At 50.9% G+C, this 26,018-nt stretch carries 23 protein-coding genes, 1 pseudogene and 1 other annotated feature; of the genes and pseudogenes, 11 read left to right on the plus strand and 13 right to left on the minus strand.

The genetic code is table 11. From position 1 onward, the window contains the following. Positions 1-41 precede the first annotated feature (41 nt). On the plus strand, positions 42-1,391 hold the full coding sequence (creD, locus tag J4685_RS05310; protein WP_000920379.1) for a cell envelope integrity protein CreD: 1,350 nt from the start codon (positions 42-44) through the stop codon (positions 1,389-1,391). 57 nt (positions 1,392-1,448) lie between these two features. Here the strand turns inward: creD and sthE are convergent, their stop codons facing one another. From sthE to arcA, 8 genes and pseudogenes are all read right to left on the minus strand, one after another. Then, positions 1,449-2,534, minus strand: coding sequence for a fimbrial major subunit SthE (gene sthE / locus J4685_RS05315; protein WP_001253778.1), 1,086 nt, complete (start codon positions 2,532-2,534; stop codon positions 1,449-1,451). A 40-nt stretch (positions 2,535-2,574) separates the two neighbouring features. Then, positions 2,575-3,132 (minus strand): fimbrial protein, encoded by a 558-nt coding sequence (locus J4685_RS05320; protein ID WP_001056980.1) that lies wholly within the window; start codon positions 3,130-3,132, stop codon positions 2,575-2,577. A gap of 17 nt (positions 3,133-3,149) precedes the next feature. Then, positions 3,150-5,687: pseudogene (locus tag J4685_RS05325) on the minus strand (fimbrial outer membrane usher protein). Positions 5,688-5,732: 45 nt separating this feature from the next. Next, positions 5,733-6,416 carry a fimbrial biogenesis chaperone SthA gene (gene sthA, locus J4685_RS05330; protein ID WP_000680528.1) on the minus strand — a complete coding sequence of 228 codons (684 nt, stop codon included), beginning with the start codon at positions 6,414-6,416 and terminating at the stop codon, positions 5,733-5,735. Between the two features lie 70 nt (positions 6,417-6,486). After that, a complete protein-coding gene (locus J4685_RS05335) occupies positions 6,487-7,032 on the minus strand; it encodes a fimbrial protein (protein WP_000482244.1) in 546 nt (181 codons plus the stop codon). Between the two features lie 333 nt (positions 7,033-7,365). Then, on the minus strand, positions 7,366-8,037 hold the full coding sequence (locus J4685_RS05340; RefSeq protein WP_000811638.1) for a winged helix-turn-helix transcriptional regulator: 672 nt from the start codon (positions 8,035-8,037) through the stop codon (positions 7,366-7,368). A 384-nt stretch (positions 8,038-8,421) separates the two neighbouring features. Next, positions 8,422-8,736, minus strand: a complete 315-nt coding sequence (locus J4685_RS05345) for a hypothetical protein (protein ID WP_000749515.1) — start codon at positions 8,734-8,736, stop codon at positions 8,422-8,424. Positions 8,737-9,002: 266 nt separating this feature from the next. Next, on the minus strand, positions 9,003-9,719 hold the full coding sequence (arcA, locus tag J4685_RS05350) for a two-component system response regulator ArcA (RefSeq protein ID WP_001194359.1): 717 nt from the start codon (positions 9,717-9,719) through the stop codon (positions 9,003-9,005). A 95-nt stretch (positions 9,720-9,814) separates the two neighbouring features. Here arcA and yjjY point away from each other — a divergent pair, with 95 nt between their 5' ends. The 6 genes from yjjY (at position 9,815) to thrC (ending at position 16,085) form a co-directional block, all read left to right on the plus strand. Continuing rightward, positions 9,815-9,955, plus strand: coding sequence for a protein YjjY (gene yjjY, locus J4685_RS05355; RefSeq protein ID WP_001541509.1), 141 nt, complete (start codon positions 9,815-9,817; stop codon positions 9,953-9,955). A 399-nt stretch (positions 9,956-10,354) separates the two neighbouring features. Beyond that, positions 10,355-11,041 (plus strand): tRNA/rRNA methyltransferase, encoded by a 687-nt coding sequence (locus tag J4685_RS05360; RefSeq protein ID WP_001266767.1) that lies wholly within the window; start codon positions 10,355-10,357, stop codon positions 11,039-11,041. A gap of 213 nt (positions 11,042-11,254) precedes the next feature. Then, entirely contained in the window at positions 11,255-11,320 is a 66-nt protein-coding gene (gene thrL / locus J4685_RS05365) for a thr operon leader peptide (RefSeq protein ID WP_001575544.1), read from the plus strand. After that, positions 11,256-11,376 (plus strand) — a sequence feature (Thr leader region). Its footprint overlaps the gene before it by 65 nt. A gap of 25 nt (positions 11,377-11,401) precedes the next feature. Beyond that, entirely contained in the window at positions 11,402-13,864 is a 2,463-nt protein-coding gene (thrA, locus tag J4685_RS05370) for a bifunctional aspartate kinase/homoserine dehydrogenase I (protein WP_001264676.1), read from the plus strand. Position 13,865: 1 nt separating this feature from the next. Continuing rightward, positions 13,866-14,795, plus strand: coding sequence for a homoserine kinase (thrB, locus tag J4685_RS05375; protein ID WP_000241685.1), 930 nt, complete (start codon positions 13,866-13,868; stop codon positions 14,793-14,795). Between the two features lie 3 nt (positions 14,796-14,798). Next, positions 14,799-16,085 carry a threonine synthase gene (gene thrC / locus J4685_RS05380; protein ID WP_000781098.1) on the plus strand — a complete coding sequence of 429 codons (1,287 nt, stop codon included), beginning with the start codon at positions 14,799-14,801 and terminating at the stop codon, positions 16,083-16,085. Between the two features lie 93 nt (positions 16,086-16,178). Here the strand turns inward: thrC and yaaA are convergent, their stop codons facing one another. Further along, positions 16,179-16,952 (minus strand): peroxide stress protein YaaA, encoded by a 774-nt coding sequence (yaaA, locus tag J4685_RS05385; RefSeq protein ID WP_000906175.1) that lies wholly within the window; start codon positions 16,950-16,952, stop codon positions 16,179-16,181. A 78-nt stretch (positions 16,953-17,030) separates the two neighbouring features. Further along, positions 17,031-18,461, minus strand: a complete 1,431-nt coding sequence (locus J4685_RS05390; RefSeq protein ID WP_001113813.1) for an alanine/glycine:cation symporter family protein — start codon at positions 18,459-18,461, stop codon at positions 17,031-17,033. Positions 18,462-18,729: 268 nt separating this feature from the next. On the opposite strand from J4685_RS05390, the gene tal reads away from it, so the two are divergent. Together tal and mog are read left to right on the plus strand one after the other, a co-directional pair. Beyond that, on the plus strand, positions 18,730-19,683 hold the full coding sequence (gene tal / locus J4685_RS05395) for a transaldolase (protein WP_000130175.1): 954 nt from the start codon (positions 18,730-18,732) through the stop codon (positions 19,681-19,683). Between the two features lie 110 nt (positions 19,684-19,793). Beyond that, positions 19,794-20,384, plus strand: coding sequence for a molybdopterin adenylyltransferase (gene mog, locus J4685_RS05400; RefSeq protein ID WP_001094676.1), 591 nt, complete (start codon positions 19,794-19,796; stop codon positions 20,382-20,384). Positions 20,385-20,440: 56 nt separating this feature from the next. Here the strand turns inward: mog and satP are convergent, their stop codons facing one another. From satP to J4685_RS05415, 3 genes are all read right to left on the minus strand, one after another. Further along, entirely contained in the window at positions 20,441-21,007 is a 567-nt protein-coding gene (satP, locus tag J4685_RS05405) for an acetate uptake transporter (protein WP_000528528.1), read from the minus strand. A gap of 149 nt (positions 21,008-21,156) precedes the next feature. Then, positions 21,157-21,870, minus strand: a complete 714-nt coding sequence (gene msyB / locus J4685_RS05410) for an acidic protein MsyB (RefSeq protein WP_001103477.1) — start codon at positions 21,868-21,870, stop codon at positions 21,157-21,159. A gap of 35 nt (positions 21,871-21,905) precedes the next feature. Next, the gene (locus tag J4685_RS05415; RefSeq protein ID WP_001258093.1) at positions 21,906-22,310 is read right to left on the minus strand and encodes a DUF2541 family protein; all 405 of its coding nucleotides are present in this window, start codon (positions 22,308-22,310) and stop codon (positions 21,906-21,908) included. Between the two features lie 349 nt (positions 22,311-22,659). Here J4685_RS05415 and dnaK point away from each other — a divergent pair, with 349 nt between their 5' ends. Both dnaK and dnaJ read left to right on the plus strand, forming a co-directional pair. Further along, complete coding sequence (dnaK, locus tag J4685_RS05420) at positions 22,660-24,576, plus strand: molecular chaperone DnaK (protein WP_000516126.1); 1,917 nt, start codon at positions 22,660-22,662, stop codon at positions 24,574-24,576. Positions 24,577-24,661: 85 nt separating this feature from the next. Next, the gene (gene dnaJ, locus J4685_RS05425) at positions 24,662-25,789 is read left to right on the plus strand and encodes a molecular chaperone DnaJ (RefSeq protein ID WP_001119012.1); all 1,128 of its coding nucleotides are present in this window, start codon (positions 24,662-24,664) and stop codon (positions 25,787-25,789) included. Positions 25,790-26,018: the final 229 nt, after the last annotated feature.

Here is a 26,018-nt window from a genome sequence, read left to right on the forward strand (position 1 = left end):
CATCGCGTTCTTACACTGCTGGCATTGCAAAGGAGAACGCTATGTTGAAATCCCCCCTGTTGTGGAAAATGATTACGTTAGGCGGCGCCATGATCCTGCTGTTAATTCCCCTGATGATGGTACGGCACACCATCGTGGAGCGTGCTGATTATCGAAGCCATGTAGAAGCCGCTATTCGTCAGAGTACCAGCGGCCCGCAAAAGGTTGTCGGCCCGCTGGTGGCGGTTCCGGTGACAGAGCTCTATACCGTGCTGGAAGAGGAGAAAGAGGTCCAGTATAAGCGCAGCTATCTCTATTTTTGGCTGCCGGAGTCGCTATTGGTCGAAGGCAATCAAAACGTTGAAGCGCGAAAAATAGGTATTTATCAGGGGCAGGTGTGGCATACCGATATGGCGATAAAGGCGGAGTTTGATGTGGCCCGTCTGCATGAGCTGAACAGACCGAACATTACCCTTGGAAAGCCCTTTATCGTCGTGGGCGTCGGCGATGCGCGCGGTATCAGCGCAGTAAAAGCGCCGCAGGTGAATGGTGAAATGCTCACTGTAGAACCGGGGACCGGCTTACTGGAAAGTAGAGAGTGCATTCATATCCCGCTGCCGGACAGTCAGTGGGCGACGCGTAACCTGACGTTGGCGATGTCGTTAAATTTAAGCGGAACCGGCAGCTTTTCACTGGTTCCCGTCGGGCGTAGCAGTGAAATGACCCTGACCAGTAACTGGCCGCATCCGAATTTTGTGGGGGATTTTCTTCCCGGTAAACGCGAAATCAGCGGTTCAGGATTTCAGGCCCAGTGGCAAACCAACCAGTTTGCCACGAATCTCGGCGAACAGTTTGCTGATGCGCAAAAGGTGGATTGGGACAACTTACCGGCGTTTAGCGTCGCTGTATCGACGCCAGCCGATCAGTATCAACTGACGGACAGAGCGACGAAATATGCCATTTTGTTGATTACGCTAACGTTTATGGCTTTCTTTGTCTTCGAAACCCTGACGGGACAGCGGTTACACCTGATGCAGTATCTGCTGGTGGGGTTATCGCTGGTGATGTTCTACCTGCTGTTGCTGGCACTGTCGGAACATATCGGTTTCACGCCAGCCTGGATCGCCGCCAGCCTGGTGGGCGCGTTGATGAATAGCGTTTATTTGCAGGCGGTGCTGAAAGGATGGCGCAATAGCGTGCTGTTTACGTTAGCGTTATTGGCGCTGGATGGCGTGATGTGGGGATTGCTGCGTTCGGAAGATAGCTCGTTGCTTCTGGGTACCGGCGTTCTGCTACTGGCGCTTGGCGGCGTGATGTTCCTGACGCGCCATCTGGACTGGTATTCGCTCTCTTGTCAGCAACGTAAGTCATTACCGCCAGTAAAAGATGACGAATTACGTTTGTGGAAATAAATCTAACGGGCGCGCGCGTTAACATTTTCCCGCGCAGCGCCAGAAAATGTGATGCCGTTAGTTATAGGTCAGGTTTAATGTTGCCGTGGCATTCGCTTGCCCGGCCGTTACCGTGGCGGCGGTTTTATAGTAGCGCGCGCTAATTTTCAGGGTGGTCGACATATTCATGGTTCCGCCGTTAACCGTCTGGCTGCCATCGGCATTGGTGGTAATCGTGTGAGTAAAGAGATCAATTTTTTGATTGATTGGCAAACTGTCGGTAAAGAAACCGGCGTCCGGCGCCTGAATACCCAACTGTACGCCAACGCCGGTTGCGCTGGTTGGCGCGCTTGCATTGCTCAACTGGATGACTGAATTATCAGGATTATTTCCGCTGGCCGGTTGGGCGCTTAACGATGCGGAAATAGCGGTGCCTTGTTCGCAGGTCAATAAGATATCCTGCTCGCCTGTGCCCGCGGTTTGACTGTTAGCGAAACTGCCTAAATTGACGCTGCCTAAATCCACGGTGATGGCAGGTGTTTCTACCCGACATCCCATCGCTTTCATAATCAATTGCGTATTCCCCAAATACAGATGGGTCAGGATATCGCCGCCGGAGTCTTCCGTTGCGCTATCGCGGAAAGATACGCGCGCCAGTGGGCTTTGGAATGTCGCGGTATCGGAGGTGATCGGACCGCCTAAGGCGACCAGTTCAACATTGTAGGCGGGAGCCATCGCATGGTGTGTTTTATTGCCATCGCCATTATGGTAGGTATTATCGATTGGCATAACATTATCGTAAGGGCCAGCATTCGTTTGGGTTTTAATCGCAATGTCCACGCCGGAAATCCCTGTGCTAAATACCGGCGTGTTGTTCCCGTCATTCGCATTGATTGTCGCTGATGTATTTGACTGCGCGCTACCGGGTTCATATAAAAAACCGACCTTATAATCGCGACTACAGCCATCCATTGTGACTTCGGAGGTGGAAACCCAGCCCGATTGCCACAACACTTCGCCTGCGGTATAGGCGTGGCTATCCACCACAAGCTGCGACGGCGGGGTGATAGTGATCGCGCCTTCATTACCGGAACGCCGACAAGAGGCGTAACCATGACTGGAATACGCGAACAGCAGAATAAGCGCCAGATATAACCTTCTCATGAAAAATTCCTGCTTTTATATCAGGTGAAATAGAAAGATGTTATTGCCATGCGATAGTGATCGTCACAACGGACGTGAAATCCCCTGCCGTGACTTTTCCATACGGGGTATACATCCTTGCGGCGACAGGCAAATTGGCTTCATGGGTATTACTGTTGATATCCACCGTGTAAGTGACATTGTTGGCCAGATTGACCAGACTTTTGCCGTCCAGGTTAAAAAGCTGTAATCCTAAATCCTGCGCCGGATTGGCCGCGCTGTTTGCATAAATCGCAGAAGCATAATTCGGATCGGGATAAGGTACGCCATTAAATGAAATCGCGGCTTTTGTGGTCGTTGCCGGGCAATTCGTCATTTTTATGGTGAAAGGAATGGTGGCGGTATTGCCACCGGCCACGGCGATATCCGCCCGGGCATATTGTCCAAGAGAGATCGTGTCGGGGACCGTCACGGTACACGGATCGGCATAAATTAATCCCGTAACGTTAATGTCTACGGCATCTGCGGTATTGTATGCCGCGCTGATCGAGGGCGACCATAATGCCAGACCCGTGAACGTTAACAGGGCGGCTAATGCAGCAAATCTGTTCATATTCATCTTTTATCCCACCAGAATCACTGGCATTGCTCGTGTAAGATTTCTACGCCAGAAGCGGAGGGGGAGCTCGGTATACGATAAGAGACCTGACACCGGTCTGCTGCTGTTGGCCCCCACTTCACTAATAACCGCCCTTGTTTTTCCAGTCCGGTTAACCAGGCTTGCCCCGCATCACCAACAAAACTGCTGTGATTGTCTGGTTTTGTTAAAGACGAGACGGTCGCGCCAAAAGGAACAGGCAGATTGTTTATGCGGGTTAATACCATCAATGCCTTGTAGCCAATATTGGTTTTATATTCAGCCCTGACCACCGCGCCACGGGTAGGCACCAGCGTTTTACTGGTATCAATGAGCTCAATATTTTTTCTAATACCTGTCGTATCTAAAGACACTTCATTACGATGGTAAGGCGAAGCATAAGGTACGACGGCATAACCCCGAAAATCGGTGTCCACGCCCGTTTCGTTATTCACGGGGACACCCGCTGCGCCAGGGGCTTTAACCAATATGATGGCGTCGTCCATTGGCTGGGATAGTGTCAGGCCATTTCGATGTAGCAGTACGCCGCCCTGAACGCCATAATTCAGGCGACGAATATGATTATCGTAGCTATACCCGCCGTTAATATCCGCATACGTCCCGTTATAGGTTGCGCTCACATTACCGCTGGTGGCTTTCTCTTGAGAGGAATAACCTTCCTGAACGCTCCATGAGAGATTTTTCTGTGCCAGCGCAGTGCCGTTTAAACCGACAGTATGCGTGGTATCGCCGTCTTTCGCGGAGTTCATATTGTAGGTGGCATACGTTGACGGCATAAAGGCATCTAACGGAATACTAATATTGATTGAAATTTGCTGGTCATTACTGTCTTCCGTATCGTCGTCTTCATCCTGAGAATTATCGGCGTTCAGCGTATAAGAATAGTTAATGCCATAGCTTACGTTATGCCATGTGTTGTTATAGCCAATACCTAATGATGTGGTATGAGTGTCATTCCAGTAATCTTCATTATATAAAGTGAGTGAAATGGAACCGTAGATAATGTCTTGCGACAACGACAGGTCGGTGCGATTACGTACATGATCATAGTGACTATTATCGCTATAGGTATCCAGCACATCCTCAAGAGCGTAGTAATCTTTGGTCGAATAACGGTAACCGGCGACAGTGAAATTGGTGCCTGTTGACTGAATATCTTTGCTGTAACGAATACGCTAGGACTGTCCGGTAAGCGTATCGCTAACCACATCGCCTGCTTTAATTTTTGACCATGAGTTGGTGACGTCTAAAGACAATGCGCCCAGATCGCCAAGGTTTAAACCTGTCCCGATGAGCGCCGCATGATAAACATCATTGCTCAGCGTACTCTCTATTCCGCCATAGGAGGTTATGCCGCCTGCTAATCCGTATAAGGCCGTCAGTTCTGCGAAATTTTGTTGTGCGGAATGCGTATCTGATGAACGCGTGCGGCCTACCGTCAGGTCGTATTTCAGGTGGCCTTCACGCTGTAAGACCGGAACGCTGGCGTAGGGCACAATGAAATGCTGTTCAGAACCATCGGATTCTTTGATGGTGACGTACAGGTCGCCCGAACCGCCGGTTGGATAAAGATCATTAATGGCGAATGGACCCGCCGGAACGTTAGTTTTGTAGATGGTATAACCGTTTTGTTCAACGGTTACCTGCGCGCTGCTTTTGGCCACCCCGCGAATGACCGGGGCGAACCCTTTCATACTGTCCGGCAACATATCGTCATCAGAAGAGATCTGTACGCCCTTAAATGAAATACTGTCAAAGACGTCCGCGGGCGTGTTATTTTCCCCGGCGATCAGCTGTCCTTTTAAAAATTCGATATCGCGAGAAACATAGGTGTAGGCAGAATCCCAGCTATTTTGCCCATCGCTATCATGATTCCAGGTTGAGTAGTTGCGAAAACGCCATGCGCCAATGTTAATACCAGGGCGCAGGTTAGCGTATTCGCTATTTTCCGTCCGGTTTTCATCAATATCGTGATCCTGCGATCCGGTAAAACTGTAGTTCAGCAAAAAAGCATTAATGCCTTCATCCCATTCGCTGGTAGGGACGAATTCTCGCGGGTCGGCGATCAACGCAATTTGAGGGATCGCTAAATCCAGCCGGTTACCGATGACATTAAACTTTGCTACAGCGCCAGCCAGCAGACTAAGATCGGTACACCCGTTTGGGTCATTTTTAAGCTCGGGGAAGTTTTCTGTTTTTACGCCCCACTGCTTGAGTTGTTCAACGCTAAGACACGGCTGTAGGGAGAGCTTATTATCTGCTGATTTTTTATTTTTAAAGGCAATATTTTTTGTTTCAACACTGGTGTTATTAATATAAATATCAACATTATAGGTGCCTTCTGCCTGCCCCCCCTTTTCGAAAACCGATAGATCGACATTCTCCACGCCCGGTTCATCATTTTCCAACGATAATGGATTAAAATGATCATGCGCTAACGCTGGTTTTATGGAACAGCATATAAAGAGAAACGATAACGCTAATTGAGAACGGGGCTCTACTCTGGAGAATTGCACAGTAAAAGTCCTGAAAGGGTAAAAGTAAAGTGAAGTCGTTAATGGCTAGAATGAACCGGAATGCGGCTCTAAACTCATCCCATAATCGCTGATTAATCGCCACGTTACCGTGCCATGAGGGGCGGCAGTAGAACCCAATTTAAATGACGCTGATGATTTTGGCGGAACGAAGGTCGCTGATTTCACTTCATGGCTGTTAAGCGTCACACTGGCAAAGTTCATATAATAGGGAGTGGGGTTATTTACGGTAATAACATCACCTGCCGTCTGCCATTTTAATTGTTGGCTCTGGCTATCAGGCGTTGATTTTGTTAATGCTGGCGGTCGATATATAAGCTTTATTTGGGTATTAATGGAGATTTCCACGCGGTTCGCGGAGGCATTATCATCAATAGAAGGAATACCCTTAATATTGAGCCAGTACATAGACTCCCGATCTGCAGGTAGGGGGGCGCCAGAGCGAATAACCCGAATACTGTTCTTTTGCCCGGCATCAAGGCGAAAAAGAGGCGGGGTGATAATAAACGCCTGCTTATTTGTGACCTGGGGATCGACAACCGATAACCATGACTGAACAAGATTCGCTTTGCTGTCTTTATTCTCTACATTGATTGACGACTCATCATTATTGCCGTCGAAAACCAGTCGGGTTCCGCCAACAACAATGCTGGCATGGGCAACATGGCTTGTCAGTAATACGACCAACACGGATTTCTTTATGTGTTTCATTTTTTACTCTGTAAAGATGTTTTACGCTATGGACTGGCATCCTGCCTGTCCACATCAGGATGAGAATGCCTTACTGATACGAAACGGTATACGTAACCTGAGTGCTAACATCTCCACCGGTTACGGTTGCGGAACCATCGTTTGCCATGGCGGCGTAATAGGTAAAGGCTGCTGTCGATCCGTCGGTTGGCAGGTTTACTGCAGCATCATCCGTGTTATCTGTCACATCGCTATGTGAAGCGTTCTGAATAGAAATACCGACACCCGCGGCGCCCGTTTCCGATCCTTCGTCCGCGTTTTTGAAGTACGTTGGGTTGGAATCATCTGTTGCGCCGTGGAAGCGGAACATGGCCTGGGTTGGTACGCCAGTCCCTGCTTCCGGGCAGCTAACCAGGCTTACGGTAAACGGCACGTAATCGGTGGTGGCGCCTTTTTCCGCGATGCGTTCTTTGCTGTAATTACCTAAATCAATGGTGGTATCCGTGGAGCCATTAACCTGAACCGTACACGCCTGATCGTAAATTTTGCCATTGAACGTAATCGTGTTCTGGGCAAATACCGGTGCGGATGCTACGGAAGTTAACATTGCCAGGATGATAATTTTCTTATTAAACATATTAATTGCTGCCTGATTCTATTCGCTGAAAAATAAAGATAGCTATATAAAATATTATATTTTACTCTGTATGCGCTTCTTTCTGTTCTGTAGATAAGCAGGCGGCTATTCTACGTATATCAACTATGAACTCAATAAAAATTCTGATGCAATATTGAACGGCAGTCCAGTTTCGGACCCGGTAACAAAGTTTAATAAAATACCACTAAAGAAGTATGGTTGATGACTGGATTTATAGAGCAAGATCTCTTTTTTGATAATAGTTATTATTTCCTGGAGGATTTATTTAACTCTATATTGCTTTATTTTTAAGAATATACGACGCTTGTCCGTTTAAAATGAAACCGGCAGGTTTCGAAGCTCTAACAGTCTTCCATGCAGTATTTTTATATAGTCCCCCGCTTTTAGTTCTGAAAGTACCTGCATGATACGGCTGCGTGAAAGCCCGGTTCTCTGCTGTATGAAGTTCTGTGCGTTGATCTCAAATCGTGAGCTTTCAGGATACGACCACAGTTCAAGTAACAGCGCTTTTATCTGGCTATAGGCGTCCTGCCCGATAAGGTTTCTGTCACGGTTAGTCATGAAAGCAATGCGGTACATCAGGATGTTCGAAATGTCACGCCAGAGATGCTTTTCATCGGCTATTTCCACAAAATCTTTTACTGGGACAGGATAATATTCACAGGTGGTTTCGGCGATAAAAAAGACGTCTGAATTCTCTTCTAACTGGTATAAGTCAGCATAGGCATCTACAAGGCCTAAAATCATTGGTGAGACACCGCAGCCCATTACAATGCTGTCGATACGCCGACATACTTTAATAGCGCCTTTAGTGATTAACAGGATGTGGGATCGATTATCAATCTTGATATCCAGTGTTTTACCGGCCGTAATAGTGACAGGGGAGATGTTTTGAATAACGTGCCGATGAATATTTAAAATGGCTTGCAGGTTTTTTTCTTTCCCTGTGGGACGATACACATTCCCGCCGTTTAACTGCTTCATATCTTCCCCATTATTATGGCTGATAAAGTGGTTGACTATTAAAAGGTAAACATAAATTTAATATTCACTTAAAATTATAATTAAGTAAATTAAAATAGCCAACAAGAATATTTAAGTCAATGTATTCACCTTATCAATGCATGAGCGACAACGCTGTTTGTAAGGTTAACCATAGTAAATGTGATGATTTTATTTGCAATCATTTTATGACAGCTATCATAGGTACCGTGCTTAACGAGCGCGTAGAGCGTACAGGATAGCGAAGCGATGAACATCGCTGTTGGAGGATACGAATGAGAGAAAAGTACAAAATGCAGGCGGGCGGCGTTTTACTGAGCGCAATCGCCGCCTGCCGGAACTCCTCCCGGCGGGAGCCATAAGCGGTTAGCGGTACTGGACGATCAAACTTTGAATCTCCGGATGATCTTTTAACGACACGTGTCGTACCGTGGCGATTCCATTCATCAACGAAATAGCGTTTCCAGACGGTGTGGCGACTGTCTGCAAATGGGGGATATTATTCCGCAAACATGATACCTCGATATTGCGATCGTGAGGCGCAAGATTACAACCATATTCGACAATCTGGCCTTTGAAATGAATAACGCCTGCGGAGACCGGCGCGGTAGCAGCCAGCGCGGCTGATGAAGCTGACATCGCTGCACAAAACAGGTAGCAGCATAATGGTGATTTTTTCATCCTTTGAAACCTCACGTCCTGTGAGCATCCCCTTATTTTTTGGGGACTAACAAATCCCGTGTATTACTCTTTAATGTAAATACACAAACTACCTTAACTTTCGCAAGCTGAGATAAACAGCGCTATACGACAATTTTTATGTAAAAGAGTACGTCATAACGGCAGGTCAGGAGGGAAAGCGAGGCCGCTTAGCGGAAGGGGGACATAAGAAACAGCCAGTAAGAATAACTTACCGGCTGTTTTTACGGTTTGGCGCCTGGGCCGAATTAATCCTGCAGGTCGCCGCAGAAGCGATAACCTTCGCCGTGAATGGTGGCGATGATTTCCGGCGTATCCGGCGTGGATTCGAAATGCTTACGAATACGACGAATGGTAACGTCAACAGTACGGTCATGCGGCTTCAGCTCGCGGCCGGTCATTTTCTTCAACAGCTCTGCGCGCGACTGAATTTTGCCAGGGTTTTCGCAGAAGTGCAGCATCGCGCGGAACTCGCTGCGCGGTAGTTTATACTGCTCGCCGTCCGGGCCGATCAGTGAACGACTGTTGATATCCAGTTCCCAACCGTTGAACTTGTAGCTTTCAACGCTACGACGCTCTTCGCTGACGGTACCCAGGTTCATGGTACGGGACAGCAGGTTGCGGGCACGGATGGTCAATTCGCGTGGGTTAAACGGTTTGGTGATGTAATCATCCGCGCCGATTTCGAGGCCGAGAATTTTGTCGACTTCGTTATCGCGGCCCGTCAGGAACATCAGCGCAACGTTAGCCTGTTCACGCAGTTCACGCGCTAACAGGAGACCGTTTTTCCCTGGCAGATTGATATCCATGATCACCAGGTTGATGTCATACTCAGAGAGGATCTGATGCATTTCCGCGCCATCTGTCGCTTCGAATACATCATAGCCTTCCGCTTCGAAAATACTTTTCAACGTGTTGCGTGTTACCAACTCGTCTTCAACGATAAGAATGTGCGGGGTCTGCATGTTTGCTACCTAAATTGCCAACTAAATCGAAACAGGAAGTACAAAAGTCCCTGACCTGCCTGATGCATGTCGCAAATTAACATGATCGGCGTAACATGACTAAAGTACGTAATTGCGTTCTTGATGCACTTTCCATCAACGTCAACAACATCATTAGCTTGGTCGTGGGTACTTTCCCTCTGGACCCGACAGTGTCAAAAACGGCTGTCATCCTAACCATTTTAACAGCAACATAACAGGCTAAGACGTACCGGACACCTAATAAAACTACGCTTCGTTGACATATATCAAGTTCAATTGTAGCACGTTAACAGTTTGATGAAATCATCGTAGCTAAATGCTAGCTTTCATCACAAATTTGCAATATTCCAACTAGTTACGTAAGCCAACTAATAAATGTGATGAATCCAAAGAACAGGATCTATTTTAAATTAAATTATCCTAAATAAACAGCAGGATAACGATGTTCTGTTAACATAAACAGCAATAGTACAGATACGCAATAGTGTAGCGTCTTTTACGAAATCAAAAATGCTTTTTCAGTGATATCCGTTAAAATTTTGTAAATTTGCGAAGCGTAATATGCTTACAAACGCCAGCTAATTTCCTGTAAATTAGTCAAAAAGAGTAATGAAATGCGTGTAACAATCGTTCTTGTCGCTCCCGCCAGAGCGGAAAATATCGGCGCAGCCGCCCGGGCTATGAAGACCATGGGATTTACTGACCTGCGTATTGTCGACAGCCAGGCGCACCTGGAGCCCGCCACCCGTTGGGTCGCACATGGATCTGGAGATATTATTGATAATATTGAGGTTTTCCACACCCTTGCCGACGCGCTCCACGATGTGGATTTTACCGTAGCGACGACAGCCCGCAGCCGGGCAAAATTTCATTACTACGCTTCGCCCGCTGAACTGGTTCCCTTATTACAGGAAAAATCACGCTGGATGCGTCATGCCGCGCTGGTTTTTGGCCGTGAGGATTCCGGTCTGACCAATGACGAGCTGGCGCTGGCGGATGTATTGACCGGCGTGCCGATGGCGGCGGATTACCCTTCGCTCAATCTGGGACAGGCAGTCATGGTGTATTGCTATCAATTAGCAGGTTTAATGCAACAGGCCACTGAATCCGTTGATATTGCTGATGAATCGCAGTTACAGGCGTTACGCGCGCGCCTTTTACGTCTGTTAACGACTCTGGAGGCGGCCGATGACCACAAATTAACCGACTGGCTACAACAGCGAATCGGCCTGCTGGGACAGCGAGATACGGTAATGTTGCACCGTTTGGTTCATGATATTGAAAAAAAACTAACAAAATAACGTGCTGTAATTTTTAAAATAATAAGAGATTACGTCTGGTTTCAAGAGATCATAACAGAGGGAATTGGTTGAAAATAAATATATCGCCAGCAGCACATGAACAAATTTCGGAATGTGATCAATTTAAAAATTTATTGACTTAGGCGGGCAGATACTTTAACCAATATAGGAATACAAGACAGACAAATAAAAATGACAGAGTACACAACATCCATGAACCGCATCAGCACCACCACCATTACCACCATCACCATTACCACAGGTAACGGTGCGGGCTGACGCGTACAGGAAACACAGAAAAAAGCCCGCACCTGAACAGTGCGGGCTTTTTTTTCGACCAGAGATCACGAGGTAACAACCATGCGAGTGTTGAAGTTCGGCGGTACATCAGTGGCAAATGCAGAACGTTTTCTGCGTGTTGCCGATATTCTGGAAAGCAATGCCAGGCAAGGGCAGGTAGCGACCGTACTTTCCGCCCCCGCGAAAATTACCAACCATCTGGTGGCGATGATTGAAAAAACTATCGGCGGTCAGGATGCTTTGCCGAATATCAGCGATGCCGAACGTATTTTTTCTGACCTGCTCGCAGGACTTGCCAGCGCGCAGCCGGGATTCCCGCTTGCACGGTTGAAAATGGTTGTCGAACAAGAATTCGCTCAGATCAAACATGTTTTGCATGGTATCAGCCTGCTGGGTCAGTGCCCGGACAGCATCAACGCCGCGCTGATTTGCCGTGGCGAAAAAATGTCGATCGCGATTATGGCGGGACTTCTGGAGGCGCGTGGGCATCGCGTCACGGTGATCGATCCGGTAGAAAAACTGCTGGCGGTGGGCCATTACCTTGAGTCTACCGTCGATATCGCGGAATCGACTCGCCGTATCGCCGCCAGCCAGATCCCGGCCGATCACATGATCCTGATGGCGGGCTTTACTGCCGGTAATGAAAAGGGAGAACTGGTGGTGCTGGGCCGTAATGGTTCCGACTATTCCGCCGCCGTGCTGGCCGCCTGTTTACGCGCTGACTGCTGTGAAATCTGGACTGACGTCGATGGCGTGTATACCTGTGACCCGCGCCAGGTGCCGGACGCCAGGCTGTTGAAATCGATGTCCTACCAGGAAGCGATGGAGCTCTCTTACTTCGGCGCCAAAGTCCTTCACCCTCGCACCATAACGCCTATCGCCCAGTTCCAGATCCCCTGTCTGATTAAAAATACCGGCAATCCGCAGGCGCCAGGAACGCTGATCGGCGCGTCCAGCGACGATGATAATCTGCCGGTTAAAGGGATCTCTAACCTTAACAACATGGCGATGTTTAGCGTCTCCGGCCCGGGAATGAAAGGGATGATTGGGATGGCGGCGCGTGTTTTCGCCGCCATGTCTCGCGCCGGGATCTCGGTGGTGCTCATTACCCAGTCCTCCTCTGAGTACAGCATCAGCTTCTGTGTGCCGCAGAGTGACTGCGCGCGTGCCCGCCGTGCGATGCAGGATGAGTTCTATCTGGAGCTGAAAGAGGGGCTGCTGGAGCCGCTGGCGGTTACTGAGCGGTTGGCGATTATCTCTGTTGTCGGCGACGGTATGCGCACGCTACGCGGCATTTCAGCGAAATTCTTCGCCGCGCTGGCGCGGGCCAATATCAATATCGTGGCGATCGCTCAGGGATCTTCTGAGCGTTCCATTTCTGTGGTGGTGAATAACGACGATGCCACCACCGGCGTGCGGGTAACGCACCAGATGCTGTTCAATACCGATCAGGTGATTGAAGTATTTGTCATTGGCGTCGGCGGCGTCGGCGGCGCGCTACTGGAACAGCTTAAACGTCAGCAAACCTGGTTGAAGAACAAGCACATCGATCTACGTGTGTGCGGCGTGGCGAACTCAAAGGCGTTGCTAACCAATGTGCATGGCCTGAATCTGGACAACTGGCAGGCGGAACTGGCGCAAGCGAACGCGCCGTTCAATCTGGGACGCTTAATTCGCCTGGTGAAAGAATATCATCTACTCAATCCGGTGATTGTTGATTGTACCTCCAGTCAGGCGGTGGCCGACCAGTATGCCGACTTCCTGCGTGAAGGATTCCATGTGGTGACGCCGAACAAGAAAGCGAACACCTCGTCGATGGACTACTACCATCAGCTACGTTTCGCCGCCGCGCAATCACGGCGCAAATTCTTGTATGACACCAACGTCGGCGCCGGTTTGCCGGTAATCGAAAACCTGCAAAACCTGCTGAATGCGGGTGATGAACTGCAAAAATTTTCCGGCATTCTTTCCGGGTCGCTCTCTTTTATTTTCGGTAAACTGGAAGAGGGGATGAGTCTCTCACAGGCGACCGCTCTGGCGCGCGAGATGGGCTATACCGAACCCGATCCGCGCGACGATCTTTCCGGTATGGATGTGGCGCGTAAACTGTTGATCCTCGCCCGCGAGACGGGTCGCGAGCTGGAGCTTTCCGATATCGTGATTGAACCGGTGTTGCCGGACGAGTTTGACGCCTCCGGCGATGTGACCGCCTTTATGGCGCATCTGCCGCAGCTTGACGACGCGTTTGCCGCCCGTGTGGCGAAAGCTCGTGATGAAGGTAAGGTATTGCGCTATGTGGGCAATATCGAAGAGGATGGCGTGTGCCGCGTGAAGATTGCCGAAGTTGATGGTAACGATCCGCTCTTCAAAGTGAAAAACGGTGAAAACGCGCTGGCGTTCTACAGCCACTATTATCAGCCCTTGCCGTTGGTGCTGCGCGGCTACGGCGCAGGCAATGATGTGACGGCGGCGGGCGTGTTTGCCGATCTGTTACGGGCCCTCTCATGGAAGTTAGGAGTTTAACATGGTGAAAGTGTATGCCCCGGCTTCCAGCGCGAACATGAGCGTCGGTTTCGACGTGTTGGGCGCAGCCGTCACACCCGTTGACGGCACGTTGCTGGGCGATGTGGTATCCGTTGAAGCAGCGGACCATTTCCGTCTGCATAACCTGGGGCGATTTGCCGATAAACTGCCGCCGGAGCCGCGTGAAAATATTGTTTATCAGTGCTGGGAACGTTTTTGCCAGGCATTGGGGAAAACCATCCCGGTGGCGATGACGCTGGAAAAAAATATGCCGATTGGTTCCGGGTTAGGGTCCAGCGCCTGTTCCGTCGTCGCCGCGCTGGTCGCGATGAATGAGCACTGCGGCAAACCGTTAAACGACACGCGTCTGTTGGCGCTGATGGGCGAGCTGGAAGGCCGTATCTCCGGCAGCATCCATTACGATAACGTCGCGCCGTGCTTTCTTGGCGGTATGCAGCTGATGATTGAAGAAAACGGCATTATTAGTCAGCAGGTGCCGGGCTTTGATGAGTGGCTATGGGTACTGGCTTATCCGGGCATTAAAGTTTCCACCGCAGAAGCACGGGCCATTTTGCCTGCGCAGTATCGCCGTCAGGATTGCATTGCGCATGGACGGCATCTGGCCGGTTTTATTCACGCCTGTTACTCGCGGCAGCCGCAGCTTGCCGCCGCGCTGATGAAAGATGTTATTGCCGAACCATACCGCGCGCGTTTACTGCCGGGCTTTAGCCAGGCGCGGCAGGCGGTGTCGGAGATCGGCGCGCTGGCGAGCGGGATTTCAGGATCGGGGCCGACGCTGTTTGCGCTATGCGATAAACCGGAGACGGCGCAGCGCGTCGCGGACTGGCTGAGCAAACATTATCTGCAAAATCAGGAAGGCTTCGTTCATATTTGCCGGCTGGATACGGCGGGCGCACGAGTAGTGGGATAATCAATGAAACTCTATAATCTGAAAGACCATAATGAGCAGGTCAGCTTTGCGCAGGCCGTCACGCAAGGACTGGGCAAACAGCAGGGACTTTTTTTTCCGCACGATCTGCCGGAGTTTAGCCTGACGGAAATTGATGAGATGCTCAACCAGGACTTTGTCAGCCGTAGCGCAAAGATCCTCTCGGCATTTATTGGCGATGAAATACCGCAGCAAATTCTGGAAGAGCGCGTCCGCGCGGCGTTTGCTTTCCCGGCGCCGGTAGCGCAGATAGAGAGCGATGTCGGCTGCCTGGAGCTGTTCCATGGTCCGACGCTGGCCTTTAAAGACTTCGGCGGGCGTTTTATGGCGCAAATGCTGACGCATATCAGCGGCGACAAACCGGTGACGATTCTGACCGCAACGTCAGGCGATACCGGCGCGGCGGTGGCTCACGCGTTCTATGGCCTGGAAAATGTGCGGGTCGTCATTCTCTACCCGCGCGGTAAAATCAGTCCGTTGCAGGAAAAACTGTTCTGTACGCTGGGCGGCAACATTGAAACCGTGGCGATCGACGGCGATTTCGACGCTTGCCAGGCGCTGGTGAAACAGGCATTTGATGACGAAGAACTGAAAACGGCGCTGGGGCTGAATTCGGCTAATTCGATTAATATCAGCCGCCTGTTGGCGCAAATTTGCTACTACTTTGAAGCCGTGGCGCAACTGCCGCAGGGGGCGCGTAACCCACTGGTGATCTCCGTACCCAGCGGCAACTTTGGCGATTTGACGGCAGGACTGCTGGCGAAGTCGTTAGGCCTACCGGTGAAACGCTTTATCGCCGCCACCAACATTAACAATACGGTGCCGCGTTTTCTGCATGACGGGAAGTGGGCGCCAAAAGCGACGCAGGCGACCCTGTCGAATGCGATGGATGTCAGCCAGCCGAATAACTGGCCGCGTGTGGAGGAGCTATTCCGCCGTAAAATCTGGCGTCTGACTGAGCTGGGCTATGCGGCGGTGGATGATTCTACGACACAACAGACGATGCGCGAGCTGAAAGCGAAAGGTTATATCTCGGAACCTCATGCGGCGGTGGCGTATCGGGCATTACGCGACCAGTTAAACCCTGGCGAGTATGGCTTGTTTCTCGGAACGGCGCATCCGGCGAAGTTTAAAGAAAGCGTGGAGTCCATTCTGGGAGAAACGCTGGCATTGCCTGAAGCGCTCGCCGAACGCGCCGATCTGCCGCTGCTTTCACATCATCTGCCTGCGGATTTTGCCGCCCTGCGTAAGCTAATGATGACCCGCCAGTAACCATTGCGCCCGGTGGCGCTGTCGCTTACCGGGCCTATGGGGTGGCGCCGATTTGTAGGCCGGATAAGGCGTAACCGCCATCCGGCGATGTCGTTACTGCTCGTAGCGTTTAAAGACCAGCTCGTCTTGAGTGGAGGTTTCTTCATCAAAGAAATACCCTTCACGGTCAAACGCGGTAAGCTGTTCCGGCTTCGTTAAGCGGTTTTCAATAATAAAACGACTCATCAGTCCGCGCGCTTTTTTGGCGTAGAAGCTTACCACCTTAAACTTGCCGTTTTTCTCATCAAGGAATACGGGCTTAATCAGTTCGGCATTCAGTTTCTTCGGCTTCACTGATTTAAAATATTCCTCGGAGGCCAGATTCACCACCACCCGATCGCCCTGCGCTTCAAGCGCTTCGTTGAGCTTATCGGTAATGATATCGCCCCAGAATTGATAAAGATCTTTGCCGCGCGGATTCTCCAGGCGAATCCCCATCTCCAGACGATAAGGCTGCATTAAATCCAGCGGGCGCAATACGCCATACAAGCCAGAGAGCATGCGCAGATGCTGTTGGGCAAAATCAAAATCCGCGTCGTTGAACGTTTCCGCCTGTAGGCCGGTATAAACATCGCCTTTGAACGCCAGAATCGCCTGGCGTGCATTATCCGGCGTAAAATGAGGCTGCCAGTCATGAAAACGCGTGGCGTTGAGATCCGCCAGTTTGTCGCTAATTCCCATTAGCCTGGAAATTTGCGGCGCCGAAAGCTGGCGGGCCTGTTGAATAAGCTGCTGGCTGTGATCCAACAGCTCCGGCTGGGTATAGCGGGTCGTGGCCAGCGGGCTTTGATAATCAAGCGTTTTTGCAGGTGAAATCAGAATCAGCATATCCAGTCCTTGCAGGGAATTTTCTGCGACTTTAGCAAAAAAACGCCGCAGAGTTGACCGATGGTTGCGATTGTCGGCTTAATCGCGCGATGTCGCATCCCAGGTATCTGGCGCCAGTTGTGGTTCGATATCCGGGAAGCGCCGCGGATCGAACTGCGGTCTTACGCCCAGTTTCCGTTGTCGCAGATAATCGCCGGCAAGGGTATACACCACCGGTGAGAGCAACAAAATCGCCGTCAGATTGGTAATGGCCATACAGGCCATGATCATGTCAGCGAGCTGCCATATCAGCGGAAAACTGATAAGCGTACCGGCGATAACCATGCCAAGCGTCGCAAGACGTAATAGCCAGATAGCCTTTGCGTTATGTAACCGCAGAAAAAACAGATTGTTTTCGGCGTAAATATAGTTGGCGACGATAGAACTGAACGCGAACAGAATGACGATAAGCGCGACAAAACTGGCGCCCCATTCACCGGTCAACGAAACCATTGCATGTTGGAGAAGCTGAATGCCTTCTGTTGACGAGTGGGACGCGTGATTCCCCGCCAGCAGGATAATCATCGCGCTGGCGGTACAGATGATAATGGTGTCGCTGAATACGCCAATCATTTGCACAATCCCCTGCGCGACAGGGTGAGGGGGATACGACGTTGCCGCTGCGGCCGCATTAGGCGTTGACCCCATTCCCGCTTCATTAGAGAACATCCCACGCTGAAAACCGCTGGTAATAGCCTGGGTGAGCGTATATCCGGCTGCGCCTGCCGCGGCTTCCTGCCAGCCAAATGCGCTTTTGACTATCGAGGCGATAACGCCAGGCATTTGCTCAATATGCCAGAGGCAAATGAATACGCTGCCAGCGACCCACAATAACGCGATGATGGGAATCAGCCATTGCATCAGGCGGGCGACGCCTTTTATGCCGCGGATGATAATTAACAGGGCACAGAACGCCAGAGCAATGCCGGAGATAAGCGGCGGAATGTTGAAGGCGAAATGGAGCGCGCGTGAGACGGCATTCGCCTGCACACTATTAAAAATCAACCCGTAGGCGACGAGCAGAAAGAGGGCGAAAACCACGCCCATCCAGCGCATTCCCAGCCCGCGCGCCATATACCACGCCGGGCCGCCGCGGAACTGGCCTGTCGGGTCACGTTCTTTATAAAGCTGGGCAAGCGAACACTCGGCGAAGGAGGTCGCCATACCAATGATGGCCGAGACCCACATCCAGAATACTGCGCCGGGACCGCCTGCGGCGATAGCCAGCGCCACGCCGGCCAGATTACCGCTGCCAATCCGCGCCGCGAGGCTGGTACACAGCGCCTGAAATGACGTCAGGCCGCCTGGCTGCGGGCTAAGGCTGCCTTTCAGACTGCGGCTAAATTGGCGAATATAACGAAACTGAATGAATCCGGTACGCCAGGTAAACCAACATCCTGCGCCGAGCAGCAGGTAAATCATTACCGAGCCCCAGAGTATTTCGTTAATAAAACTGAAAAACTCAGGCATTAACGTCCCTCTTGTTGATGCCGACACGCTTTGATGATCCTGTATAAGCGTGACCCATGATGTAGATGACCTTGTCAGGCTAATATTAACGGTAGCTTACCATAAATACGGCGGTATCCTTTAATTGCGCATCAACCGTCGGCAGATACGCAAACAGTTCACAAGGGCAGCCAGGTGCATGTAGGCGGTTGCGCTGTGAGTGCGTCGTGTTATCATCAGGGTAGACCGGTTACATCCCCTAACAAGCTGTTTAAAGAGAAACTCTATCATGACGGACAAATTGACCTCCCTTCGTCAGTTCACCACCGTAGTGGCTGATACCGGAGATATCGCGGCAATGAAGCTGTACCAGCCGCAGGATGCTACAACTAACCCTTCTCTCATTCTTAACGCAGCGCAAATCCCGGAATATCGTAAGCTGATTGACGATGCTGTCGCCTGGGCGAAACAGCAGAGCAGCGACCGCGCGCAGCAGGTTGTTGACGCGACCGATAAGCTGGCGGTGAATATTGGCCTGGAAATCCTGAAGCTGGTGCCGGGGCGTATTTCTACCGAAGTTGACGCGCGTCTGTCTTATGACACTGAAGCGTCTATCGCCAAAGCAAAACGTATCATTAAACTCTACAATGATGCGGGTATCAGCAACGATCGTATCCTGATCAAGCTGGCGTCCACCTGGCAGGGCATTCGCGCAGCCGAACAGCTGGAAAAAGAAGGCATCAACTGTAACCTGACGCTGCTGTTCTCCTTCGCGCAGGCGCGTGCGTGCGCCGAAGCGGGCGTCTACCTGATCTCGCCGTTCGTAGGTCGTATTCTTGACTGGTATAAAGCCAATACCGACAAGAAAGACTATGCGCCAGCTGAAGATCCGGGCGTGGTTTCCGTAACGGAAATCTACGAGTACTACAAACAGCATGGTTACGAAACCGTCGTTATGGGCGCAAGTTTCCGTAACGTAGGCGAAATTCTGGAACTGGCGGGCTGCGACCGTCTGACTATCGCGCCGGCATTGCTGAAAGAACTGGCGGAAAGCGAAGGGGCGATTGAGCGTAAGCTCTCTTTCTCCGGCGAAGTCAAAGCGCGTCCGGAACGCATTACCGAAGCCGAGTTCCTGTGGCAGCATCACCAGGACCCCATGGCGGTGGACAAACTGGCGGATGGTATCCGTAAGTTTGCGGTAGACCAGGAAAAACTGGAAAAAATGATCGGCGATCTGCTGTAATCATTAACGCGTGGCCCTGATATGGGTCACGCTACCTCTTCTGAAACCTGTCTGTCCTTCCCTTCGCAGTGTATCATTCTGTTTAACGAGACTGTTTAAACGGAATAATCATGAATACTTTACGCATTGGCCTGGTTTCCATTTCTGACCGTGCTTCCAGCGGCGTTTACCAGGATAAAGGTATCCCGGCCCTTGAAGAGTGGCTGGCATCTGCCCTTACCACCCCTTTTGAGCTGCAAACGCGATTGATCCCGGATGAACAGGCGATCATCGAACAGACCTTATGTGAACTGGTTGATGAGATGAGCTGTCATCTGGTGCTGACCACTGGCGGTACCGGTCCGGCGCGTCGCGACGTCACGCCGGACGCGACCCTTGCCATCGCCGACCGTGAAATGCCAGGTTTTGGCGAACAGATGCGCCAGATCAGCCTGCGCTTTGTGCCGACCGCCATTCTTTCCCGCCAGGTGGGCGTTATCCGTAAACAGGCGTTAATTCTTAATCTGCCTGGACAGCCAAAATCGATCAAAGAAACGCTGGAAGGCGTAAAAGCGGACGATGGCAGCGTTAGAGTGCCGGGCATTTTTGCGAGCGTGCCGTATTGTATACAGCTGCTTGACGGGCCGTATGTCGAAACCGCGCCGGAAGTGGTTGCCGCTTTCCGTCCGAAGAGCGCCAGACGTGAGAATATGTCGTCCTGACCGGAGGATACTGATAGTAGGGTTATTCCTCCCGGTGCGGGAGGAATAAAAGAGATTTAGTGCGCCTCGCCGATTGGCAGAATAGTGCGGCCAAATTGCTCGTTTAGCACTTCACCCATCGCCAGATAAATAGCGCTGGCGCCGCAAACCAGACCAACCCAGCCTGCGATATGGATAATGGCTTCGTTACCGGTGATATTGCCGACCGCCAGCAGAGCGAACAGTACGGTCAGGCTCAGGAAAACAAATTGCAGCGCGCGGGCGGCTTTCAGCGTACCGAAGAACATAAACAGCGTGAACACGCCCCACAGACCTAAATAAGCGCCGAGTAGCTGAGCGTCAGGCGCATCCGACAGACCCATTTTCGGCATCAGCAGGATAGCGACCAGCGTCAGCCAGAACGAACCGTAAGAGGTAAAGGCCGTTAAACCAAAGGTATTGCCTTTTTTGTACTCCAGCAGACCGGTAAAAATTTGCGCGATACCGCCGTAGAAAATCCCCATCGCCAGAATAATACCGTCCAGGGCGAAAAAACCGGCATTGTGCAGGTTAAGCAGAATGGTGGTCATGCCGAAGCCCATCAGGCCCAGCGGTGCCGGATTAGCCAACTTAGTGTTGCCCATAATTCCTCAAAATCATCATAATTGAATGGTGAAATAGTTTCCCAAAATAACGAGTTCCGTATTCGGGGCGCGGCATAATAATCAGGGGGAAGAGGACTGTCTATGATCTAATAAGGGGGAAAAGAAAATATTTCCCCCTGTGAGGGCATTCACGCCTGAACGGCTGCCATCATTCGTCGCAGGCAGGCTATTTGCAATACCGCCGGAATAGTCACGCGATACGCGCTGCCGCTCATCGCTTTGACGCCGTTTAACGCCGCGCCGACCGGGCCGCCAAGACCTGCGCCGCGCAGCAATCCGTGACCCAGGATGCTCATTGCGGCATGGGTACGCAAAATGCGGGTAAGCTGGGTGGAAAGCAGGTGGGAGACCCCTTTTGCCAGACTGCGATCTTTCATGAGCAGCGGCAGCAGTTCTTCCAGTTCAGAAACTTTGGCGTCTACGGCTTGCAGAAATTCCTGCTTATGCGCCGCGTCCATCTTCTGCCAGGTATGACGTAAAAAATGCTCCAGCAGTTGCTGTTCTATTTCAAACGTCGACATGCTTTTATCTGCTTTGAGTTTTAGCCGTTTTGCGACATCCAGCAGAATCGCGCGGTACTGTTTTCCGTGTCCGCGCAATTTGTTGGCGATACTGTCGCCGCCGTAATGCTGAAACTCGCCGGCAATGAGCTGCCAGTTACGGCGGTGTTGCTCCGGGTGACCTTCCATCGCTTTGAACAGCTCGTTATGACTAAGGACGCTCGACAAGCGAGCCTTGCCCTTTTCGTTATGCGTCAGCAAACGGGCGAAATCGGCGAGTTGTTCTTCGCTGCAATGCTGAAGAAAGTCTAAATCCTCGTCGTGTAAATAGGTGACGTTCATTTTCAGTCTGGCTTTTGGAATAGAAATAACAGCGATTAATCGTCGCCAATGACTTTAAGTCTCGCCATATCGGAAGAATTTACCGTATGACCTGAGAAGGTAATCTTTGATACGCAGCGTTTGTTGTCGTTATCGCTATTAATATTGATCCAGCCTGTCGTCTGGCCTTCTTTGATTGAGGAAGGGACGTTCAGGCTTTGGCTGGCGCTACGCGCAGTTTTAAAATAGACGGATGCGCCGCTAAGTTCGATATCGCCGTGATCCGCCGTGAGTTGAATGCGCTTCACGATGCGGCAGACGGGAATTTTCAGCGCGAGATCGTTCGTTTCATTTCTGGGCATGGCAATAACACCCAGTATTTTATGGTCGTTCGCGTGCGCGACGCTACTTAACGCCAGGCCGAAAAGCAGGCCGACGGAAATCGTTAACACAGATCGCATGAAATTTCTCTTTGACGGGTTCAATAAGCAATTACCGTCTATCATACTCTGCTCATGACAACGATTCAGTTTTGTAATCTTTTCTTTTTATTACAATTTTTACGTGAATGATATTCGTTGTTTAATTTATTTTATGAATGTTTTATCTGTCTGGTTTTCCATCGCGCCCTCTCGTCGCTAAAAAATTTTTTCATCTCCCCCTTGATGACGTGGGTTACGACCCCATCTTGTAGTCAACCGCAGTGGTGAGTCTGAAAAAAAACGATTCAGGGTAGTTGAAACCGCACGTTTCGCCCTTATTACAGATTCACAACCACATGATGACCGAATTTTTAGTGGAGACGTTTAGATGGGTAAAATTATTGGTATCGACCTGGGTACTACCAACTCTTGTGTAGCGATTATGGATGGAACGCAGGCACGCGTGCTGGAGAACGCCGAGGGCGATCGCACTACGCCTTCTATCATTGCTTATACCCAGGATGGTGAAACTCTGGTTGGTCAGCCGGCTAAACGTCAGGCAGTGACAAACCCGCAAAACACCCTGTTTGCGATTAAACGCCTGATTGGCCGCCGCTTCCAGGACGAAGAAGTTCAACGTGACGTTTCTATCATGCCGTACAAAATCATCGGCGCCGACAACGGCGACGCATGGCTTGATGTGAAAGGTCAGAAAATGGCGCCGCCGCAGATTTCTGCCGAAGTGCTGAAGAAAATGAAGAAAACGGCTGAAGATTATCTGGGCGAACCGGTAACTGAAGCGGTTATCACCGTACCGGCTTACTTTAACGATGCGCAGCGTCAGGCTACCAAAGATGCTGGTCGTATCGCGGGGCTGGAAGTTAAACGTATCATCAACGAACCGACTGCCGCAGCGCTGGCTTACGGTCTGGATAAAGAAGTCGGCAACCGTACTATCGCGGTTTACGACCTCGGTGGTGGTACTTTCGATATCTCTATTATCGAAATCGACGAAGTTGATGGCGAAAAAACCTTTGAAGTTCTGGCAACCAACGGTGATACCCACCTGGGTGGTGAAGACTTCGATACCCGCCTGATCAACTACCTCGTTGACGAGTTTAAGAAAGATCAGGGCATCGACCTGCGTAACGACCCGCTGGCGATGCAGCGCCTGAAAGAAGCCGCAGAAAAAGCCAAAATCGAGCTGTCTTCTGCGCAGCAGACCGACGTGAACCTGCCGTACATTACCGCAGATGCCACCGGTCCGAAACACATGAACATCAAAGTGACCCGTGCGAAACTGGAAAGCCTGGTTGAAGATCTGGTGAACCGTTCTATCGAGCCGCTGAAAGTCGCACTGCAGGACGCTGGCCTGTCCGTGTCTGATATCAACGACGTGATCCTCGTCGGCGGTCAGACCCGTATGCCAATGGTGCAGAAAAAAGTGGCTGAGTTCTTCGGTAAAGAGCCGCGTAAAGACGTTAACCCGGACGAAGCTGTGGCTATCGGCGCAGCGGTACAGGGCGGCGTATTGACCGGTGATGTGAAAGACGTACTGCTGCTGGACGTTACCCCGCTGTCTCTGGGTATCGAAACGATGGGTGGCGTGATGACTCCGCTTATCACCAAAAACACCACCATCCCGACCAAGCACAGCCAGGTGTTCTCTACTGCGGAAGACAACCAGTCTGCGGTAACCATCCATGTGCTGCAGGGTGAGCGTAAACGTGCGTCTGATAACAAATCTCTGGGTCAGTTCAACCTGGATGGCATCAACCCGGCGCCGCGCGGTATGCCGCAGATCGAAGTCACCTTCGATATCGATGCTGACGGTATCCTGCACGTCTCCGCGAAAGATAAAAATAGCGGTAAAGAGCAGAAGATCACTATCAAGGCGTCTTCTGGTCTGAACGAGGAAGAAATTCAGAAAATGGTTCGCGATGCAGAAGCGAACGCTGAATCCGACCGTAAGTTCGAAGAGCTGGTTCAGACCCGTAACCAGGGTGACCATCTGCTGCACAGCACCCGTAAGCAGGTTGAAGAAGCAGGCGATAAACTGCCGGCTGATGACAAAACCGCTATCGAGTCTGCGCTGAGCGCGCTGGAAACTGCCCTGAAAGGCGAAGATAAAGCCGCTATCGAAGCGAAAATGCAGGAGCTGGCGCAGGTTTCCCAGAAACTGATGGAAATCGCTCAGCAGCAACATGCGCAGCAGCAGGCTGGCTCCGCTGACGCTTCTGCAAACAACGCGAAAGATGACGACGTTGTCGACGCTGAGTTTGAAGAAGTAAAAGATAAAAAATAATCGCCCTTTGAACGGGTAATTACTGGCACGGGCGAAGAGGTTTCCTCTCCGCCCGTGTATGCATGTTAAGGGCAGATAAAAAGAGATGGCGAAAAGAGATTACTACGAGATTTTAGGCGTTTCCAAAACAGCGGAAGAGCGTGAAATCAAAAAGGCGTATAAGCGCCTGGCCATGAAATATCATCCGGACCGCAATCAGGGTGATAAAGAGGCCGAAGCTAAATTTAAAGAGATTAAAGAAGCCTACGAAGTGCTGACCGATGCGCAAAAACGCGCAGCCTACGATCAGTATGGTCACGCCGCGTTTGAACAAGGCGGGATGGGCGGCGGCTTTAATGGCGGCGCTGATTTCAGTGATATCTTTGGTGACGTTTTTGGCGATATCTTTGGCGGCGGGCGTGGTCGCCAACGTGCGGCGCGTGGGGCTGATTTGCGTTATAACATGGATCTCACCCTGGAAGAAGCGGTGCGTGGCGTGACCAAAGAGATCCGTATTCCGACGCTGGAGGAGTGCGACGTTTGCCACGGCAGCGGCGCGAAAGCTGGTACGCAACCGCAAACCTGTCCAACCTGTCATGGTTCTGGTCAGGTACAGATGCGCCAGGGATTCTTTGCTGTACAGCAGACCTGCCCACACTGTCAGGGCCGCGGTACGCTGATCAAAGATCCGTGCCATAAATGTCACGGTCATGGGCGTGTTGAAAAGAGTAAAACTCTGTCCGTTAAAATCCCGGCGGGCGTGGATACCGGCGATCGTATTCGTCTGGCAGGCGAGGGCGAAGCGGGCGAGCATGGCGCACCGGCAGGCGACTTGTACGTTCAGGTCCAGGTGAAACAACACCCTATTTTCGAGCGTGAAGGCAATAATCTTTATTGCGAAGTGCCGATCAACTTTGCGATGGCGGCGCTCGGTGGTGAAATTGAAGTGCCGACGTTAGATGGTCGCGTGATGCTGAAAGTACCGAGCGAAACACAAACGGGCAAGCTGTTCCGTATGCGCGGCAAAGGCGTGAAGTCCGTACGTGGTGGCGCGCAGGGCGATTTGCTGTGCCGTGTGGTAGTTGAAACGCCGGTCGGTCTGAGCGAAAAACAGAAGCAATTGCTAAAAGATCTTCAGGAAAGTTTTGGCGGCCCGACGGGAGAGAAAAACAGCCCGCGTTCAAAAAGCTTCTTTGACGGCGTGAAAAAATTCTTTGACGATTTGACTCGCTAACCTTTTTCCCGTTGTATTTTTCTTCAGCCCGGGTGTATGTATATCCGGGCTTTTTTCTGCCTGTACGCGCCCAGGCTTCTGCTAAACGCATCGTATCCTCTCATTTGTTGGTATTTTGTTTTACTGATAAACAAATTGATGTTAATCAGCAGGTTTGCATACGCTCATTTTTAAAAAAAATGTAATGTGATGACATTAACGATTGCTTTTTTAGACGCTGTGAATTGAT

This window comes from Salmonella sp. 32100201201700099SM (genome assembly GCF_017572645.1).
GTDB lineage: Bacteria > Pseudomonadota > Gammaproteobacteria > Enterobacterales > Enterobacteriaceae > Salmonella > Salmonella enterica.

Excerpts from the sequence above, each read along its gene's own strand:
- creD (WP_000920379.1), top strand. The coding sequence starts at position 42 with ATGTTGAAATCCCCCCTGTTGTGGAAAATGATTACGTTAGGCGGCGCC.
- sthE (WP_001253778.1), bottom strand. The coding sequence starts at position 2,534 with ATGAGAAGGTTATATCTGGCGCTTATTCTGCTGTTCGCGTATTCCAGT.
- J4685_RS05320 (WP_001056980.1), bottom strand. The coding sequence starts at position 3,132 with ATGAATATGAACAGATTTGCTGCATTAGCCGCCCTGTTAACGTTCACG.
- sthA (WP_000680528.1), bottom strand. The coding sequence starts at position 6,416 with ATGAAACACATAAAGAAATCCGTGTTGGTCGTATTACTGACAAGCCAT.
- J4685_RS05335 (WP_000482244.1), bottom strand. The coding sequence starts at position 7,032 with ATGTTTAATAAGAAAATTATCATCCTGGCAATGTTAACTTCCGTAGCA.
- J4685_RS05340 (WP_000811638.1), bottom strand. The coding sequence starts at position 8,037 with ATGAAGCAGTTAAACGGCGGGAATGTGTATCGTCCCACAGGGAAAGAA.
- J4685_RS05345 (WP_000749515.1), bottom strand. The coding sequence starts at position 8,736 with ATGAAAAAATCACCATTATGCTGCTACCTGTTTTGTGCAGCGATGTCA.
- arcA (WP_001194359.1), bottom strand. The coding sequence starts at position 9,719 with ATGCAGACCCCGCACATTCTTATCGTTGAAGACGAGTTGGTAACACGC.
- yjjY (WP_001541509.1), top strand. The coding sequence starts at position 9,815 with ATGACTAAAGTACGTAATTGCGTTCTTGATGCACTTTCCATCAACGTC.
- J4685_RS05360 (WP_001266767.1), top strand. The coding sequence starts at position 10,355 with ATGCGTGTAACAATCGTTCTTGTCGCTCCCGCCAGAGCGGAAAATATC.
- thrA (WP_001264676.1), top strand. The coding sequence starts at position 11,402 with ATGCGAGTGTTGAAGTTCGGCGGTACATCAGTGGCAAATGCAGAACGT.
- thrB (WP_000241685.1), top strand. The coding sequence starts at position 13,866 with ATGGTGAAAGTGTATGCCCCGGCTTCCAGCGCGAACATGAGCGTCGGT.
- thrC (WP_000781098.1), top strand. The coding sequence starts at position 14,799 with ATGAAACTCTATAATCTGAAAGACCATAATGAGCAGGTCAGCTTTGCG.
- yaaA (WP_000906175.1), bottom strand. The coding sequence starts at position 16,952 with ATGCTGATTCTGATTTCACCTGCAAAAACGCTTGATTATCAAAGCCCG.
- J4685_RS05390 (WP_001113813.1), bottom strand. The coding sequence starts at position 18,461 with ATGCCTGAGTTTTTCAGTTTTATTAACGAAATACTCTGGGGCTCGGTA.
- tal (WP_000130175.1), top strand. The coding sequence starts at position 18,730 with ATGACGGACAAATTGACCTCCCTTCGTCAGTTCACCACCGTAGTGGCT.
- mog (WP_001094676.1), top strand. The coding sequence starts at position 19,794 with ATGAATACTTTACGCATTGGCCTGGTTTCCATTTCTGACCGTGCTTCC.
- satP (WP_000528528.1), bottom strand. The coding sequence starts at position 21,007 with ATGGGCAACACTAAGTTGGCTAATCCGGCACCGCTGGGCCTGATGGGC.
- msyB (WP_001103477.1), bottom strand. The coding sequence starts at position 21,870 with ATGAACGTCACCTATTTACACGACGAGGATTTAGACTTTCTTCAGCAT.
- J4685_RS05415 (WP_001258093.1), bottom strand. The coding sequence starts at position 22,310 with ATGCGATCTGTGTTAACGATTTCCGTCGGCCTGCTTTTCGGCCTGGCG.
- dnaK (WP_000516126.1), top strand. The coding sequence starts at position 22,660 with ATGGGTAAAATTATTGGTATCGACCTGGGTACTACCAACTCTTGTGTA.
- dnaJ (WP_001119012.1), top strand. The coding sequence starts at position 24,662 with ATGGCGAAAAGAGATTACTACGAGATTTTAGGCGTTTCCAAAACAGCG.